This is a genomic window from Cyanobium sp. NIVA-CYA 375, assembly GCF_056108345.1.
Window position 1 is genome coordinate 12,989 of record NZ_JBSYHW010000009.1, and the last position, 15,162, is coordinate 28,150.

The window sequence follows — 15,162 nt, forward strand, 5'->3', positions numbered from 1 at the left end:
GCCTGGCAGCCCAATCCAATTTCAGGCGCAGTGGAGCCAATACTGCTGAAATAACGCCATGAATAAGCGCCCGGCTCCCGTCCAGGCGCCCCCCCGGGAGTCGGTAGTGCTGCGCCTGAGCGAATTGAAGCTGCCCCTCGACCACAGCGAGGCAGACCTGGCGGCGGCAGTGCTGAGGCGCCTGAGGCTCGCCCCCGATCAACTACTTGGGTTGCGGCTGGTTAAACGCAGCGTTGATGCCCGCAAGAGCGCGGCGATCACCCTTGTTTACAGCCTGGATCTGGATTTGGACCTTGATGCCCGGGCCGAGGCCCGGCTCCTGAAGCGCTTTGCCGGCGACCCCCACCTGCGGCCCAGCCCCGACACGACTTATCACCCCGTCGTAAGCGGAGCCAACGCAGCCAAGATGCGACCAGTGGTTGTGGGAGCTGGTCCCTGCGGCTATTTCGCGGCCCTGCTGCTGGCCCAGATGGGGTTACGTCCCCTATTGCTGGAGCGGGGCAAGGCGATCAAGCAGCGCAGCGCCGACACCTTCGGCTTTTGGAAGGGCAGCGCTGACTTCAATCCCGAATCCAATGCCCAATTTGGCGAGGGTGGGGCTGGCACCTTCTCCGACGGCAAGCTTTACAGCCAGGTGAGCGAAGCCAAGCCCTACGTGCGCAAGGTGCTTGAAGAGCTAGTCGCCGCAGGCGCTAACCCAGACATCCTCACCCTGCACCACCCCCACATCGGCACCTACAAGCTGGCCACTGTGGTGCGGGGGTTGCGCCAGCGAATCGAGGCCCTAGGGGGCGAGGTGCGCTTCGAGTGCCGGGTAGACGGCCTGGAGCTAAATCCCGTGGACCGCTCCATCGAGGGCCTGCAGCTCGATAGTGGCGAACGAATTGCCGCTACTCAGGTGGTGCTGGCCCTTGGTCACAGCGCCCGGGACAGCTTTGAGATGTTGAAAACCGCCGGCGTGGCGATGCAGCCCAAGCCTTTCGCAGTTGGTCTACGCATCGAACATCCCCAGAGCCTGATTGACAGGGCCCGCTGGGGGCAGGCCGCTGGCCACCCCCGCTTGGGTCCAGCGGAATACAAGCTGGTGCACCACTGCAGTGAAACAGCCAACCTGGGCCGCAGTGTTTACAGCTTCTGCATGTGCCCTGGAGGATTAGTTGTAGGGGCTACCTCGGAGCTCGGTCGGGTAGTAACCAATGGCATGAGCCAGCACACCCGCAATGAACGCAACGCCAACAGCGGCATTGTGGTGGGCATCGAGCTGGCCGATCTAGCGCCATATGGCGAAAGAGCCGGCGATCCCCTAGCCGGCGTTGCTTTTCAACGCCATTGGGAGGGTCGCGCCTTCGTTGCAGGTGGCTCCAATTACCAAGCCCCAGCCCAGCGTGTAGGTGATTTCATCGCCAACCGTCCCAGTTACGCTGCCACTGGGGTTATTCCCTCCTACCAACCAGGGGTTTGCTTCGGAACTTTGGCTGGCTGCTTGCCTGAGTTTGTGCTGACCGCGATCCGGGAGGCTCTGCCGGCTTTCGAACGCCGTATTCCCGGCTTCTTGATGGAGGACGCCCTGCTCACCGGCGTTGAGACCCGCACCTCATCGCCGGTGCGACTACCCAGAAACGAAACAACCCTGGAGTGTTGTAACACCCCAGGGTTGTACCCAGCCGGCGAGGGGGCTGGGTATGCCGGCGGGATCCTCTCGGCAGCGATTGATGGCATCAAAGTGGCCGAACAGGTGGCCCTAGCGATCACTCTTCCTCGTCCTCAGAACCCAGTGGCACCAAGCGGATCTGCTTCCTGCCCAACTTGATTTCAAACTCGTCTCCGGGCTTGAGATCAAGCATTGCTGTGTAGGCCTTGCCCACCATTAGGTTGCCATTGAACTGCACCTTGGTGTTAAAGCTCAGCTTGCGGCCGCCTTTGCCAGTTTTGGCGGCACCACCAAAATCGACGCCTTTTGCATTCAGGAGAGCTTCGTAGAAGGCTGTGAAATTCAGCCGTTCTGAACCGTCTTTTTTGTGGGAGACATAACCGCAAACGCGAACCAAGTCAGACTTGCTCACATCCCCGAGTTCTTTGACCTTGGCAAGAAGGTCAGCGCCAGTGAGCATTGATGAGAATTATGCAACTAACGCATTATTGCCTAGCAATAGGCCCGATTGCAAGCGAAGCAACCTGAATTTGATGCAAATCCAGCTCGAAACGGCGCCAAAACACTTGCCTTGACTGACATCAAGCTGAATGGTATCTCTGCAAGATTCAGTTCTGGGAAACGATTCCGCTCCACTGCACCGCTTTGACCTGATCGCGCCGCCACGAATGAAATAGCAGCGGTTCGCTGGCTGTGCAGAGGGGACAAATGCCAATTTGCGCTTTTGGCACACCAAGCCGCTCCAGTTGGAGCTGGGCTGCAAGGCGGATGTCAAGGCGGTCTCGCTTGGGGTCGGGGTCTGCCTGCAGAGCGCCGCACTGACGCAACTGATCAAGCAAGGCCGGCAGCTGGGCCGGATCCCCCGGGCGGGCGGCGGGAGGGTCCAATGCCGCCGCAACCTGCTCCGACACCATCCGCTCCACTTGATATGAGCGGCCGCCTATCGCCGGTCCTAGGGCCACCAGCAGGTCGGCCGGCCGGCTGCCGACTGCCTGCAGCTGATGCAGGGCGCGGCTGAGGATGCCCCCCGCCACCCCGCGCCAACCGGCGTGACAGGCCGCCACTCGGCCAGAAACGGGATCGGCGATCAGCACCGGGGTGCAGTCGGCGCCACAGGCCCAGAGGCTTTGGCCGCCGGCATCACTGACAAGACCATCAGCCTCGGGCCAGGGATCGGTGCCGGCCTGGCTAGCAGGCAAAACCAAGGCGCTGTGCACCTGACGCAGACGGTGCACACTCACTCCAGCGCTCACATAGGCCGCCAAAACCTCCGGCCCCCGTCCCTGCCACTGGCGTGTGAAAAACCCGTGCTCAAACGACTGGAGCAGATTGCACTGAAGGTAGTAGCCCCCGTAGGTGCCGACCCAGGTCCAGCCGGACAAGGCATTGAAGTCCCGGTCGGGACGATCAAAGGGGGGATCAACAGCTTCGGCCATGGGGCGTCAGGCGTCAGGAAGGTCGCGCAGCAACCAGAAGCCCTCGAAACGCTCGTCCTGTTCACTGGCTTGCACAGCGAGAAACTGCATGCCACCAGCCTGCTGGCGGGCGGCAGCGAAAGCGTCTGTTGCCGCCTCAGCCTCTTCAGCCGGCAAGTTGGTCAGAAGCCAGCGATCTTCAAGGCCGGCCTCGAGCACCAGTTGTAGGCCGCTGATCTCCAGCCGCACGGGTTCGAGCCCAGCCAGCCAGCCGGCTAAGGCCAGGGCCCGTGCGGCGCTGAAAAGACGAATGCCCGGCACCGGCACCTCGTGGGATAGCCCATCTGGTAAGGGCACAAGACCGGCAAAGCCGAGATCCCACTCCGATGCGGCGGACAGGACGCCCAAAGGCAAGTTGGCCCAAGCCCAATTATCGCCCCGTGCCGCTTCCGGCAAGGGCACGGCAATCGGACGCAGCGGCTGGGGGGGTGGGGCTAGGGGGCCTGCCATGTAGCCAGGCTCCTGGGGGTACACCAGACGCTCCCGCTCCTGCAGCCAGCTCACTAGGGCGTAGGTCCGGCGGCTGGGCACCAGCTCCAACCCCAGCCCCTCGGCAGCCCGCTGCACCATGGTGCGCATCGAGGCACGCCAGCAGCGCAACCGCCGCGGCGGCCCAAAACCCTGCTTGGCAGCATCTTTAAGTGCCGCCTCTAAAGACTCTCTCAACCAAATCGAATTGACACTTGTGGCTGGGCAGGCCTGAACCCAGCGGAAGCAATTGCTCGGTACCCCAGCAGGCTCGGCCATCTCTGGGGTGGAACAGATCAGCAGCTCCCAGCGTTTCTTGCCATCGGGCTCGAGGATGGGACGGGAGTAGTAATCAAGCTCCCAATCCAGAGCGGCCTGGCTCATCCGGCTGCTTGCTCCTGCTGACGCAGCACGGAGCGCGCCCGGTTAGCCCGGTCGACGGCTTCGGCCATCACCTTGTCACGATCGATCAGCAGTTCACCAGGCTGCCCCTCCAGGAGAGCCGTATTGAGGGCGATGCGACCCCGGCCGGGATCCAAATCGGTGATCAGGGCTTTGACTCGGTCTCCCTGGCCAAACACCTCACGCACATCTCGCAGCTGACCGCCGCTAATCGCCGATTGGTGCAGTAGACCACTCACACCGCCGAGATCGACAAACAAGCCATAGGGCTTGATCGCCACCACCTGGCCTTCGACCAGCTGACCCACCTCCAGGTTTTGGAACAGGGCTGCAGTGGCAGCTTTCTTCTCCGACAACACTAACTTGCGGGTCTCTGGATTGACTTCTAAGAAGGCGGCACCAAGGGTTTTGCCCACAAGAGCTTCGTGGTTTTCGCCCTCCTGCAGCTGGGAGCGGGGGATGAAGCCCCGCAAACCCTCGAGGTCGCAGGTGACACCGCCTCGGTTGAAGCCATTCACTTTCACCTGAACCACCTTGCCCTCTTTCTCCAAGAGCCGCACCTTCTCCCAGCTCTGACGCAGGGCCAGGGCACGGGCGCTGATGGTCACCATGCCATCGGCGTTTTGTTCGCCGGTGACGAGCACATCCACCTCAAGCCCCTTCGGGAAGGTCTCCTTGAGGTTGGTGATCACCCCCAGACCGCACTCTTTCTTGGGCATGAAACCCGGCGCCTTGCCGCCGATGTCCACGTAAACGCCATCGCTTTCAACGCCGATCACGGTGCCGCGCACCACCTCTCCAGTGGTGCCATGGGGCTCGTGGTCATCGAGAGCCGCCAGAAAGGCTTCTTCGTCAAAGTCGAAATCGTCGACGCTCCGTGCCGCGGGCTTGGTGCTGGGCTCTCCGGCAACAGCAGCCTTTGCTGCACGCTTCTGGCTGGGGTCAGGGCCCAACAGATCGGCCATGGTGAGGCCCTCCATGGACCCCAGGTCAAACAGCTCGTCGTCGTTTCGGGCGAGAGCGGCGGCAGGTGCAGCAACCCGGTTAAGGGGAGCGAGCTGAGAGGGAGCCTGGGGAGCTGAGGCAAGCGCAGACTCGGTCGCAGCAGGTGCCGGGGCGGGCTCGTCCTTGCGGATCATCAATACCTGGGGCGGCTTGCGCAGGGGCGCAAGCGGCTGGGGGCGCGCAGGACCTGGGCGGGCAGGGCCAGGGGGCACGGGCCGGGACGAGGATGAGGGCGGTTGACTGCCGGTACCGGCCATCTCCACTCGGGGAATGAGAGCCCCACACTGTAGAGACAGGCTTAAAAAAAATGCCCCACCAGCGCCACCTTGAGCAGCTGGCCTGGCCCCAGGTTCAGCAGCTTGCAGCCCAATCGGGAAGCACGGTGGTGTGGCCCTGGGGCTCGGTCGAGCAACACGGGCCCCAGCTGCCGCTCGGAACGGATGGCCTGTTTGCCGAGCGAGTGCTGGACGCAGTTTTGGCAGCGCTGGAGCCAAGCCTGCCGATCGTGCGGCTACCGCTGCAGAGCATCGGCTTCTCACCCGAGCACCGCAGTTTCAGTGGCACTCTCAGCCTCCCCCCCAAGCTGCTGATCGAGCAACTAGTGGCCGTGGGCCATGAACTGGCCAATACCGGTTTTCAGCGCCTGGTGTTGCTAAACGGACACGGAGGCCAAATAGCCCTGCTGCAAACTGCCGCCCGCCAGTTGCGGGCCGAGCGCCCCGAACTGGCCGTGCTGCCCTGCTTTCTATGGAGTGGTCCCGAGGGGGTCGCCGAGCTGATCCCCGAGCCGGAGCGCTCCGACGGGCTGCACGCCGGCTTAGCGGAAACAAGTTTGATGCTGCACCTTGCCCCCGAGCTGGTAGGCGATCAGCGTCCATGTGATGGCAAACAAGGTGCGGCCATCCCCGCAGGCTGGAGCCTGGAAGGGGCCGCCCCTCTTGCCTGGCTTAGCCAAGAACTCAGCCACACCGGGGTGATCGGCGATGCTCGCGGCGCTTCTGCCGCCCTGGGGGCCAAACTTTTTGACCTGTTGGTGGCCGGTTGGCAGCACCGTTTCGAAACCCTGCTGGCAAGCACCTGGCCAGGCCAGGGGGCGGCCAAGGTTCGGTAGGGGGTGGTTACAGTCGAGCAATCAGATCCAACCGCATGGTCGACATGGCAGTTCTTGCTCCCACCAGCATCTCCGAAGCGTTTTCCGCCGACCAGCTTCCCGACTTCAGTACCGACGCTTACAAGGACGCTTACAGCCGTATCAACGCGATTGTCATAGAGGGCGAGCAGGAAGCTCACGACAATTACGTGTCGATCGGCGGACTGCTACCCGATCAAGCCGAAGAGCTCACCAGGTTGGCCCGCATGGAGCTGAAGCACATGAAAGGCTTTACAGCTTGCGCAAACAATCTCGGCGTCACAGCCGATATGCCCTTTGCCAAGGAGTTTTTCTTCCCCCTGCACGATAATTTTCAGAAGGCGCTTGCAGATGGCAAGGTGACAACTTGCCTGCTAATTCAGGCGATCTTGATTGAGGCATTCGCGATTTCGGCATACCACATCTACATACCTGTGGCTGATCCGTTCGCGCGCAAAATCACCGAGGGTGTAGTCAAGGATGAATACACTCATCTCAATTACGGGCAGGAGTGGCTGAAGGCCAATCTCGAGACCGTCAGAGATGAACTGGTGCAGGCCAACAGAGAAAATTTGCCCCTGGTGCGCAAAATGCTCGAGCAGGTTGCAGGCGATGCGGCGGTTCTGCACATGGACCAGGAGGATTTAATGGCTGATTTCCTCAGCTCTTATCAAGAAGCTCTGCTAGAGGTTGGTTTCACCTCCCGGGAGATTGCCAAAATGGCAGCCGCAGCGCTGATCGGCTGAAGCCATCTGCCATGGCTGTCGTGGCAAGATGTAGTGTCCGCGACATCCTCTGGGGCAGTTCATGTTCGGCTTGATCGGGCACTCCACAAGCTTTGAGGCGGCCCGTGCCAAGGCTCGCACCCTTGGTTTCGAGGAATTTGCTGATGGAGACCTCGATGTGTGGTGCAGTGCTCCACCCCAATTGGTAGAGCACCTTCAGGTCACCAGTGCCACGGGCAAGACCATTGAAGGCGCCTACATCGATTCCTGTTTCGTACCAGAGATGCTGAGCCGGTTCAAAACGGCACGGCGCAAAGTGCTTAGCGCCATGGAACTGGCTCAGAAAAACGGGATTGACATCACTGCCTTGGGCGGATTCACTTCAATCATCTTTGAAAATTTCAACCTGCTCAAGGAGCAGCAAATCCGCTCTACCACCTTGGAGTGGGAGCGATTCACTACCGGAAACACCCACACCGCATGGGTTATCTGTCGCCAGGTGGAAACCAATGCCCCGGCGCTCGGCATCGATCTAAGTCAAGCCCGGGTCGCAGTCATCGGCGCCACCGGCGATATCGGTAGCGCTGTTTGCCGCTGGCTGAGCCAGCGCACGGGAGTCAAGGAGCTTTTGCTGGTGGCTCGCCAGCCCCAACCACTGCTGGATTTACAGCAGGAGCTTGGCGGCGGCCGAATCCTCAAATTAGAGGAGGCACTGCCTGAAGCCGATGTGGTGGTGTGGGTGGCCAGCTTGCCCCAAACCCTGAGCATCGATGCCGCCAATCTCAGGTCGCCCTGCCTGATGATTGATGGCGGCTACCCAAAAAACTTAGACACCAAGGCCAGTGGCACCGGCATCCATGTCTTGAAAGGCGGCATCGTTGAATTTTTCAGCGACATCACCTGGCAAATGATGGAAATGGCTGAGATGGACAATCCAAAACGTCAGATGTTTGCCTGTTTCGCCGAGGCCATCCTGCTGGAGTTCGAGGGTATCCATACCAACTTCAGCTGGGGGCGAAACAACATCAGCCTCGACAAGATGGATTTGATCGGCGCCGCTTCCCTGCGCCATGGCTTCCAGGCCTTGGGTCTATCTGCCCAGATCGATTCCACCCCGGCCCTGACTACAGCCTGAATTCGCCTCGTCCCCTTGCCCATCCCCGCCATGGCCAGCCGCGCCTTGCTGGAGTTCGAAAAACCCCTGGTTGAGCTCGAAGAACAGATCGAGCAAATCCGCCAGTTGGCTCGTGACTCGGAGGTGGATGTCAGCCAGCAGCTGCTCCAACTCGAGACCCTTGCCACTAGGCGCCGCAAGGACATCTTCGATGCCCTAACGCCTTCCCAGAAGATCCAGGTGGCTCGCCATCCCCAGCGGCCCAGCACCCTGGATTTCATCCAGGTGATCACCGACGAGTGGCTGGAGTTGCATGGCGACCGACGGGGCAGTGACGACCGGGCCCTAGTGGGCGGGGTTGGCAGGATCGGTGAACAGGGGGTGGTGCTGCTCGGACACCAAAAAGGGCGCGACACCAAGGAAAACGTCGCCCGGAACTTCGGCATGGCATCCCCAGGGGGCTATCGCAAAGCGATGCGCCTGATGGAGCACGCCGATCGCTTTCGCCTACCGATCCTGAGTTTCATTGATACGCCGGGGGCCTACGCGGGTGTGCTGGCTGAGGAACAGGGGCAGGGTGAGGCGATCGCCGTAAATCTGCGCGAGATGTTTCGACTGCGGGTGCCGATTTTGGCCACGGTGATCGGTGAAGGCGGATCTGGCGGTGCTCTGGGCATCGGCGTAGCCGACAGGTTGCTGATGTTCGAGCACAGTGTTTACACAGTGGCCAGCCCGGAAGCCTGTGCCTCGATCCTGTGGAGGGATGCAGGCAAGGCCTCTACTGCCGCTGAGGCTCTCAAGATCACAGGTCCCGATCTGTTGAAGCTCGGCGTCATTGACCTGGTGTTGCCCGAGCCTTCCGGCGGCAACCACTCGGCTCCTCTCCAGGCCGCTGAAACCCTGAAAGCAGCCCTGCTAGAGCAACTCAGCGAACTGCAGGGCCTGAGTGAATCCCAATTGGTCGAGCAGCGCTATGCAAAATTTCGCCGTATGGGAAGAGTGCTCGACAGCGAGTCCCCAATTACCTCCCCCAGCTCTTAAGATTTGCTTTATGTACCGTTGCCTCCCTGAAACTGCCTTTGCCTGATTCCGCACCTGTAGCTCTGATCACCGGCGCCTCCAGAGGCATAGGTGCCGCAGCAGCACGCAAGTTTGCCGCTGCTGGCTACGACTTGCTCCTACTGGCCAGGAGCAAGTCCGATCTCGAGAGCCTTACGACGGCGTTAGCTCCCAGTGGCAGGAGAGTCGAATCCATCGCTCTAGACTTAGCCGAGCCAGCCACTATTGCCCCAGGACTGGAAGACCTCTGCAGCAGAGGGCTTACTCCTACAGTTGTGATTAATAACGCTGGGGTTGCCTACACCGGTTCTCTGGCATTGATGCCACTGGATCAATGGCAACGGTTGATGCAGCTGAATCTCACTGCTGTATTTCAGGTGTGCCAGTCGCTGCTGCCTCGACTGAGGGATGCTGGCGGCGGACACATCATCAATGTGAACAGCCATGCAGCCCACCAAGCCTTCCCGGACTGGGGTGCTTACTGCGTAAGCAAGGCAGCCCTCGTCTCGCTCAGCCGATGTTTTGCCGTCGAAGAGCGCCCCTCTGGCATACGGGTCAGCACTCTCACCCTGGGTGCGGTAAACACGCCTCTCTGGGAGAGCGAAACCGTCCACAGCACGTTCGATCGCCGTGCCATGCTTGACGCCGATAGAGCAGCTGAAGCCCTGCTGTACTTGGCCCAGCAACCCTCCGCCTCAGTGGTGGAAGATCTCACCCTTATGCCGGCCGCCGGCGCGCTTTAAGCCTCCCTATGACTACCACCCTGCCGTCCAACCGTCCTTCGGTCACCAGTGCACCTGACGCAGCCCCCCTGCCCATAAGTCTGCGAATCCGTGAGCGTCTTGACGCAGCGGGAGTTGCCTACCTCGCAAACGACAACATCGCTGACCACCTCCGCGATGGTGAGCTTGAGCAACTAGAGATTGAGGTTGCCGGCAAAGTTCGTGAGTTACTACGTAGTCTCGTCATTGATATAGACAAAGATCATAACACCGAGGAGACCGCAGAGCGGGTCGCCCGCATGTATTTGCATGAAGTCTTCAAGGGCCGCTATCATGAGCAGCCAAAGATTGCCAGTTTTCCTAATGTCAAAAAGCTTGATGAAATTTATACCGTAGGGCCTATTACTGTTCGCTCGGCCTGTTCGCACCACCTAGTTCCAATTCTGGGTAATTGCTGGATTGGCATTAAGCCAGGTGACCGAGTGATTGGCCTGTCTAAATTTTCCAGAGTTGCCGACTGGGTATTTTCTAGGCCCCATATTCAGGAAGAAGCAGTAATAATCTTGGCCGATGAGATCGAGCGCCTTTGCGAGCCTCAAGGTCTTGCGATTCTTGTTAAAGCTCAGCACTACTGCATGAAATGGCGTGGTGTCAAAGAACCTCAAACCAGCATGGTCAACTCAGTAATGCGTGGAGATTTCCGCCTCGACCCCAGTCTCAAGGCTGAATTCTTTGAGTTGGTTAAGCAGCAGGAATCCCTGCTTTCCACCTAAGCAGCTAGCTCTGGTGGAAAGTTGCCTAACCTTGTAATTAGTCGCCTTTGGCAATTGGCTCCTTAAGGATTACCTACGGGGCCGATGGCAGTAGAAGCTTGGCGTCTAGCTCCACCTCCGGGGTCTGATACTGCAACAACCACCATCACCTGGGCCGAAACGTCTTGGGGTTGCAATAAGTAGGTGGGCCCAGCGGCGCCGTCAATTAACAACCATTGGCTGGCGCCCGGATTACGCCGGTACCAGTGAAAGGCAGATGGTGGCAAGGAGGCCAGCAGATCGGCTGCTGCCACCGCCTGCAAAACTGCACCTTGCACGGCCTCACCTTGCAATACCAGTTGCTGCAATCCGTTGATCTGCTGTTGAACCGCACTCTCCTGTTGCAGATCTGAATTGATCTGCTGGCGTAGGGCGCGGATTTGGGCCTGGGGGTCGGCACTCACGCCCGGCACACAGGAAAGCTGACCGTCCACCAACTGGCAGCCCACCAGGTCCTGGGAACGGGCCGCTGGCAGCATGGCCAGGGCTACACCCCAGCCGAGGGCCAGGGCCAGGGATCCGGTCAAATGGGAGGGGCGTAAAAGTGCAGATCTACAGAACAAACCCACTAGCCAGGTGCAAGACCATCCGATCTTGGCGGGGAAGGCGCAGTAAGGCCAGCAGCACGCACCGCTGCCACCAAAGTTGCCACCTGACCAAGATCCTTATTGCCTGGGCTGCGCTCCACGCTGCTGGAGGCATCCAGGCCTGTGGGGGTTAATCGAGTCAGCAGTTCCGGTACCCGGTCGGCCCGAATGCCCCCGGCCAGCCACCAGGGAATAACTGGCGTAAATCCCTGGAGCCACTCGATCGGGATGCGGTGGCCGGTGCCACCCAGCTGATCGGGGACCCAAGCATCGAGAAGCAGGGCATCCACCACCGGCGCGTATTCAACGGCCCGCTGTAAATCCTCGGGGCTGCGGATCCTCAGCGCTTTCCAAAGTTCACAGCCCAAGCGGGCGCGCAGTTGGGCGCATTGCTGCGGCGTTTCCGAGCCGTGCAGCTGCACTACGGCATGGCCCCGGCCTGCTTCCAGTTGCGGCCAGAGCTTCTGCGGAGGATCGGCTACCACCAGCACACCCCAGCAGCCAGGCGCCGCAGCCCGCATCGCCCCAAAAAGCGCCTGTCGGTGTTCAGCCTCCAGGAAGCGAGGCGAGCCCGGCACACCGATCACACCGATCGCATCCACACCTAAGTGGGCCACCGCTGCGGCTTGGCCAGGATTCCGTAATCCGCAGATCTTCAGCAAGCAGGGGGCCATGGCACGGGCAAAGGCCGTTGCCCCCTTTCTAGGATCAGACACCAAGACAGAGAGCAGTGGGAGAAGGCTGGCAAATTTTCAAAATTCGGGGAATTCCCCTACGAATTCACCCCAGCTGGTTTGTGATCCTGGTGCTTGCCACCGCGGCCTTCCAACAGCAATACAGCCTCACCCTTAAGGATCCTGTGAGTGGTGGCTTGCTTTGGGGTCTGGGTTTGGTCACGGCAGTTTTGTTGTTCTTTTCGGTGCTGCTGCACGAACTGGGCCACTCCCTAGTGGCCCTGGCCCAAGGGGTGGAGGTACGCAGCATCACCCTGTTTTTGCTTGGCGGAGTGGCCAGCGTCGAGCGCGAGTGCAGCACCGCACGCGGCGCCTTGCTAGTCGCCGCAGCGGGCCCGGCAGTGAGCCTGGTGCTGGGTCTTGGCCTGCTGGCCGCAACCCATCCAGCAGACCATCTCTCTCCCCTGCTTGGCGCCATGGTGTCCGAGCTGGGAACCCTCAACCTGGTGCTGGCCCTGTTCAACCTGCTGCCGGGCCTGCCCCTTGATGGTGGCCTGATCGTGAAGGCCCTTGTATGGCAGGCCAGCGGTAGTCAGCGGCGCGGCGTAGAGGTGGCCAACAGCTGCGGCCGCTTCCTCTCCCTGCTGGCCATTGGCATAGGCATCGTGCTGTTGCTGCGCGGAGGTGGCCTCAGCGGCGCCTGGTTGATGCTGCTTGGCTGGTTTGGGCTTGGGGCATCGCGCAACCAGCATCAAATGCTTGCCTTACAGAAAACGCTCAAAGAACTCAAGGTACGGGATGCTGCTGGGCGGCGGTTCCGGGTGCTGGAGGCGGCAGGCCGTCTGCGGGAGCTAAGCCAGCTGCGGGTCTCCCAGGCCAGCGAAGTCGACCAGGGCGACTGGCTGCTGGTGTGCGATCGCGGCCGCTGGCAGGGCTTCATCGATGACGCGCCGCTGCAACAACTACCAGTGCAGCGTTGGGATACGGACAGCATCGGCGATCACATCCAGCCACTTTCAAGCCTTCCCTCTATCCGGGAATCTGCACCGCTATGGCAGGCGGTGCAGCAGCTCGAAGACAGCGGCCGCAACCGTCTGCTCGTGCTCAGCCCCGCTGGACTGCCTTGCGGCACGATCGAACGCCCCGAGCTCGGTGAAGCGGTGCTTGCCAAGCTGGGACTCCGCCTACCAGCACCCTTGCTTGAGGCGGCCCGCCGCCAAGGCACCTATCCGCTTGGCCTCGCCCTGTCCCAGGTGGTGCGCTCCATGGTGGCTTCTGGCGAGGCAAGGGAAGACGAACCAGCCACCACCAGTCGGTAGCTGGCCTCGGTCGAAGTAATCCGTTCCCATTCCTCGTCGCTGAGGGGATTAATCCTGCAACCCGCAGCAGCCACAGGCAGACAAGCTTGGGCAGATTTGATCAAACGCAGCTCCAGCTCAGCGCGGTCAATGGGCAGGGCTGGTAATCGAGGTGGCGGGTTGCCAAATACAAGCTGCCAGAGGTCAGCGGGGGGATCAAGCAGAATCGAGCCGTGCTGTAGCAGGCAGCCGCTGCGCCAGAGCTGGGCGCTGCCGATCCGCTTGGCGCCGCATGCGTGTACCAGATCGGCGGCCGTACTGGTTGCAAAGCAGCTGCTCGGTTGCGTGCTGACGGCCTGGCGGCCTGCCTGCAATGGCAGGCCCAATGTGGCAAAGCAATCGACCAGCCAAGCGCAAGCCCGGCTGTACGCCTGCAGACGCGACAAGGGGGGGTCAGGCCACACCAGTGCGTAGGTGAGTTCTCCGGCGTGGAGCACGGCACGGCCGCCACTGGGACGCCTCACTAAATCAACAATTCCCGCCGCCGCCAGCCCCTGCCAGTGGGGTTCGATGCAGCGCTGGTGAAACCCCAGCGACAGGGTCGGCCGCTGCCAGGAGTACAGCCGCAAGGCCGGGGCCCTTTGTTCCAATAGCAGGACGTCTATCGCCATGTGCGTTGCACCGCCAAGGCAGCTGCTGGATAGCAACCGCAGGGTTGGTGTAGGAGATGCTTGAAGGTCGTTCATTACCCAATGGTTGGCCGGATGCTGTGGAGCCTGTTGCCCTATCTGCCCCTTGGCCTGTTAGCTGGGCTGCTATCTGGCTTTCTTGGCATCGGGGGCGGGCTGGTGTTTTCGCCCTTGTTGCTGCTAGCGGGACTAGATCCCCACCAGGCCCTGGCCACCAGCACTCTGGCGATCGTGCCCACCACCCTGGGTGGCACCTGGGCCCACCTGCGCAACCGCAGCCTCCCATGGAGTGGGGGTCTGGCAATTGTGCTGGGCGCCAGCCTTGGTGCCGGCCTGTTCAGCCAGGTGGGACTGGTGCTGCATGGCTGGATGTTGCTGGCATTGCAATCGTTGATGTATGGAGGGCTGGCCTTGAGCTTTCGCCCCCCCACAGCGCAGGCTGCCATCAACACCCCAGACTTGAAGCTGGCGGGTTTGGCGGCCACGGGCATGGTGGCAGGCATGGCCACCGGCTTGCTCGGTCTCGGCGGTGGCCTGGTGATGGTTCCCTTGATGGTGCAGCTGATGCAGGTGCCGATTCACCTGGCGATCCGTTTCAGCACCTTGGCGGTGCTGACCTCGGCTTCGGTGGCCTCAACCACCTTCATGCTGGATGGCCGCGGCATAGTGCCGATCGGGCTGGCTCTTGGAGCAACTGCAGCAATTACTGCCGGCTGGTCAGCCGACAGACTGGACAGGATTAGCAACGCCAAGTTGGCGTTGCTGCTGCGGGCGCTGACCATAATCCTTGCGGTTGATAGCGGTCGACGCGCCCTGTCCTTGCTGTTAGCCCAACCGAGCTGAAAGCGGCGCCCAGAATCCCTCATCCAGCTCGTAGCCCAGCACAGCAGCCATTTGGGCCAGGCCTTGACGGCAACTCAGGCCATGGAGGCGCGCCCAAGCATCAAGGCTGAAAAGCCGGTGGGTAATCCAGAGCTCCAAGGACTCGGGGGCAAAACGGATTCCCTCTGTGCGGCTGAATTGGTGGGGCAACACCATCGCCACATGGCGGGTGAGTTGGCCGCCACTGCGCTCCAGCAACAGAGGCAGCCAGGGTGCTTCTGCGTCAGCCCGGAGGGACCAAAGCCGCAACTCGGCAATCTCAGATAGCTCCCGCGGGTCATCGTCGGCTCGGGGCCAGTGGAACAGAAGCTCCAGCGAGCCGGCCTGCTGAACCAGGGCCGCAGGGCCAAGACGGACCCAGGGCTGGAGAGCGGCAAGATCCAACTCGCGGATCTGGCGCTCGGAAATTTCCACAGAGGCCATCAAGAGCTGTGACAGCAGGGCGGGTGAAGCTGGACCGTAGCCACTGA

General features: G+C 61.2%; 17 protein-coding genes. 9 read left to right on the top strand and 8 right to left on the bottom strand.

Annotated elements, in window-relative coordinates:
* Positions 1 to 106: 106 nt before the first annotated feature.
* The gene (locus tag AC01FP_RS04110; RefSeq protein ID WP_474478398.1) at positions 107 to 1,810 is read left to right on the top strand and encodes an NAD(P)/FAD-dependent oxidoreductase; all 1,704 of its coding nucleotides are present in this window, start codon (positions 107 to 109) and stop codon (positions 1,808 to 1,810) included.
* Here AC01FP_RS04110 and AC01FP_RS04115 read toward each other — a convergent pair.
* The 4 genes from AC01FP_RS04115 to AC01FP_RS04130 all read right to left on the bottom strand — a co-directional run bounded on the left by AC01FP_RS04115 (position 1,749) and on the right by AC01FP_RS04130 (position 5,258).
* Positions 1,749 to 2,111, bottom strand: coding sequence for an AbrB family transcriptional regulator (locus AC01FP_RS04115; RefSeq protein WP_474478344.1), 363 nt, complete (start codon positions 2,109 to 2,111; stop codon positions 1,749 to 1,751). The genes AC01FP_RS04110 and AC01FP_RS04115 overlap by 62 nt on opposite strands.
* Positions 2,112 to 2,259: 148 nt before the next feature.
* Positions 2,260 to 3,087 carry a peptidoglycan editing factor PgeF gene (gene pgeF / locus AC01FP_RS04120; protein WP_474478345.1) on the bottom strand — a complete coding sequence of 276 codons (828 nt, stop codon included), beginning with the start codon at positions 3,085 to 3,087 and terminating at the stop codon, positions 2,260 to 2,262.
* Between the two features lie 6 nt (positions 3,088 to 3,093).
* Positions 3,094 to 3,978, bottom strand: a complete 885-nt coding sequence (locus tag AC01FP_RS04125; RefSeq protein ID WP_474478346.1) for a Tab2 family RNA-binding protein — start codon at positions 3,976 to 3,978, stop codon at positions 3,094 to 3,096.
* On the bottom strand, positions 3,975 to 5,258 hold the full coding sequence (locus tag AC01FP_RS04130; protein WP_474478347.1) for a S1 RNA-binding domain-containing protein: 1,284 nt from the start codon (positions 5,256 to 5,258) through the stop codon (positions 3,975 to 3,977). The genes AC01FP_RS04125 and AC01FP_RS04130 overlap by 4 nt, the downstream gene beginning before the upstream one ends.
* A gap of 50 nt (positions 5,259 to 5,308) precedes the next feature.
* Between AC01FP_RS04130 and AC01FP_RS04135 the strand changes: the two genes are divergently transcribed.
* The 6 genes from AC01FP_RS04135 to folE all read left to right on the top strand — a co-directional run bounded on the left by AC01FP_RS04135 (position 5,309) and on the right by folE (position 10,523).
* On the top strand, positions 5,309 to 6,112 hold the full coding sequence (locus AC01FP_RS04135) for a creatininase family protein (protein ID WP_474478348.1): 804 nt from the start codon (positions 5,309 to 5,311) through the stop codon (positions 6,110 to 6,112).
* 35 nt (positions 6,113 to 6,147) lie between these two features.
* The gene (locus AC01FP_RS04140) at positions 6,148 to 6,876 is read left to right on the top strand and encodes an aldehyde oxygenase (deformylating) (protein WP_474478349.1); all 729 of its coding nucleotides are present in this window, start codon (positions 6,148 to 6,150) and stop codon (positions 6,874 to 6,876) included.
* Positions 6,877 to 6,937: 61 nt separating this feature from the next.
* Positions 6,938 to 7,990, top strand: a complete 1,053-nt coding sequence (locus AC01FP_RS04145) for a long-chain acyl-[acyl-carrier-protein] reductase (protein WP_474478350.1) — start codon at positions 6,938 to 6,940, stop codon at positions 7,988 to 7,990.
* Positions 7,991 to 8,020: 30 nt separating this feature from the next.
* A complete protein-coding gene (locus AC01FP_RS04150; RefSeq protein WP_474478351.1) occupies positions 8,021 to 9,010 on the top strand; it encodes an acetyl-CoA carboxylase carboxyltransferase subunit alpha in 990 nt (329 codons plus the stop codon).
* Positions 9,011 to 9,048: 38 nt separating this feature from the next.
* Positions 9,049 to 9,771, top strand: coding sequence for an SDR family oxidoreductase (locus tag AC01FP_RS04155; protein ID WP_474478352.1), 723 nt, complete (start codon positions 9,049 to 9,051; stop codon positions 9,769 to 9,771).
* Between the two features lie 8 nt (positions 9,772 to 9,779).
* Positions 9,780 to 10,523, top strand: a complete 744-nt coding sequence (gene folE, locus AC01FP_RS04160) for a GTP cyclohydrolase I (RefSeq protein WP_474478353.1) — start codon at positions 9,780 to 9,782, stop codon at positions 10,521 to 10,523.
* Between the two features lie 62 nt (positions 10,524 to 10,585).
* On the opposite strand, the gene AC01FP_RS04165 is transcribed toward folE, so the two are convergent.
* Positions 10,586 to 11,089, bottom strand: a complete 504-nt coding sequence (locus tag AC01FP_RS04165; protein ID WP_474478354.1) for a hypothetical protein — start codon at positions 11,087 to 11,089, stop codon at positions 10,586 to 10,588.
* A gap of 41 nt (positions 11,090 to 11,130) precedes the next feature.
* A complete protein-coding gene (locus AC01FP_RS04170) occupies positions 11,131 to 11,823 on the bottom strand; it encodes a phosphoribosylanthranilate isomerase (protein ID WP_474478355.1) in 693 nt (230 codons plus the stop codon).
* Between the two features lie 56 nt (positions 11,824 to 11,879).
* Between AC01FP_RS04170 and AC01FP_RS04175 the strand changes: the two genes are divergently transcribed.
* Entirely contained in the window at positions 11,880 to 13,142 is a 1,263-nt protein-coding gene (locus tag AC01FP_RS04175) for a site-2 protease family protein (protein ID WP_474478356.1), read from the top strand.
* On the opposite strand, the gene AC01FP_RS04180 is transcribed toward AC01FP_RS04175, so the two are convergent.
* Positions 13,049 to 13,792, bottom strand: a complete 744-nt coding sequence (locus AC01FP_RS04180) for a lipoate--protein ligase family protein (RefSeq protein ID WP_474478357.1) — start codon at positions 13,790 to 13,792, stop codon at positions 13,049 to 13,051. The two genes, AC01FP_RS04175 and AC01FP_RS04180, sit on opposite strands and share 94 nt — an antisense overlap.
* 93 nt (positions 13,793 to 13,885) lie before the next feature.
* Here AC01FP_RS04180 and AC01FP_RS04185 point away from each other — a divergent pair, with 93 nt between their 5' ends.
* Entirely contained in the window at positions 13,886 to 14,653 is a 768-nt protein-coding gene (locus AC01FP_RS04185; RefSeq protein ID WP_474478358.1) for a sulfite exporter TauE/SafE family protein, read from the top strand.
* On the opposite strand, the gene AC01FP_RS04190 is transcribed toward AC01FP_RS04185, so the two are convergent.
* Positions 14,636 to 15,115 carry a CRR6 family NdhI maturation factor gene (locus AC01FP_RS04190; protein ID WP_474478359.1) on the bottom strand — a complete coding sequence of 160 codons (480 nt, stop codon included), beginning with the start codon at positions 15,113 to 15,115 and terminating at the stop codon, positions 14,636 to 14,638. The genes AC01FP_RS04185 and AC01FP_RS04190 overlap by 18 nt on opposite strands.
* Positions 15,116 to 15,162 lie beyond the last annotated feature (47 nt).

Bases quoted from the DNA above. Each gene is read 5' to 3' on its own strand.
- AC01FP_RS04115 (WP_474478344.1), bottom strand. From the start codon at position 2,111: ATGCTCACTGGCGCTGACCTTCTTGCCAAGGTCAAAGAACTCGGGGAT.
- pgeF (WP_474478345.1), bottom strand. From the start codon at position 3,087: ATGGCCGAAGCTGTTGATCCCCCCTTTGATCGTCCCGACCGGGACTTC.
- AC01FP_RS04125 (WP_474478346.1), bottom strand. From the start codon at position 3,978: ATGAGCCAGGCCGCTCTGGATTGGGAGCTTGATTACTACTCCCGTCCC.
- AC01FP_RS04130 (WP_474478347.1), bottom strand. From the start codon at position 5,258: ATGGCCGGTACCGGCAGTCAACCGCCCTCATCCTCGTCCCGGCCCGTG.
- AC01FP_RS04135 (WP_474478348.1), top strand. From the start codon at position 5,309: ATGCCCCACCAGCGCCACCTTGAGCAGCTGGCCTGGCCCCAGGTTCAG.
- AC01FP_RS04140 (WP_474478349.1), top strand. From the start codon at position 6,148: ATGGTCGACATGGCAGTTCTTGCTCCCACCAGCATCTCCGAAGCGTTT.
- AC01FP_RS04145 (WP_474478350.1), top strand. From the start codon at position 6,938: ATGTTCGGCTTGATCGGGCACTCCACAAGCTTTGAGGCGGCCCGTGCC.
- AC01FP_RS04150 (WP_474478351.1), top strand. From the start codon at position 8,021: ATGGCCAGCCGCGCCTTGCTGGAGTTCGAAAAACCCCTGGTTGAGCTC.
- folE (WP_474478353.1), top strand. From the start codon at position 9,780: ATGACTACCACCCTGCCGTCCAACCGTCCTTCGGTCACCAGTGCACCT.
- AC01FP_RS04170 (WP_474478355.1), bottom strand. From the start codon at position 11,823: ATGGCCCCCTGCTTGCTGAAGATCTGCGGATTACGGAATCCTGGCCAA.
- AC01FP_RS04180 (WP_474478357.1), bottom strand. From the start codon at position 13,792: ATGGCGATAGACGTCCTGCTATTGGAACAAAGGGCCCCGGCCTTGCGG.
- AC01FP_RS04185 (WP_474478358.1), top strand. From the start codon at position 13,886: ATGCTGTGGAGCCTGTTGCCCTATCTGCCCCTTGGCCTGTTAGCTGGG.
- AC01FP_RS04190 (WP_474478359.1), bottom strand. From the start codon at position 15,115: ATGGCCTCTGTGGAAATTTCCGAGCGCCAGATCCGCGAGTTGGATCTT.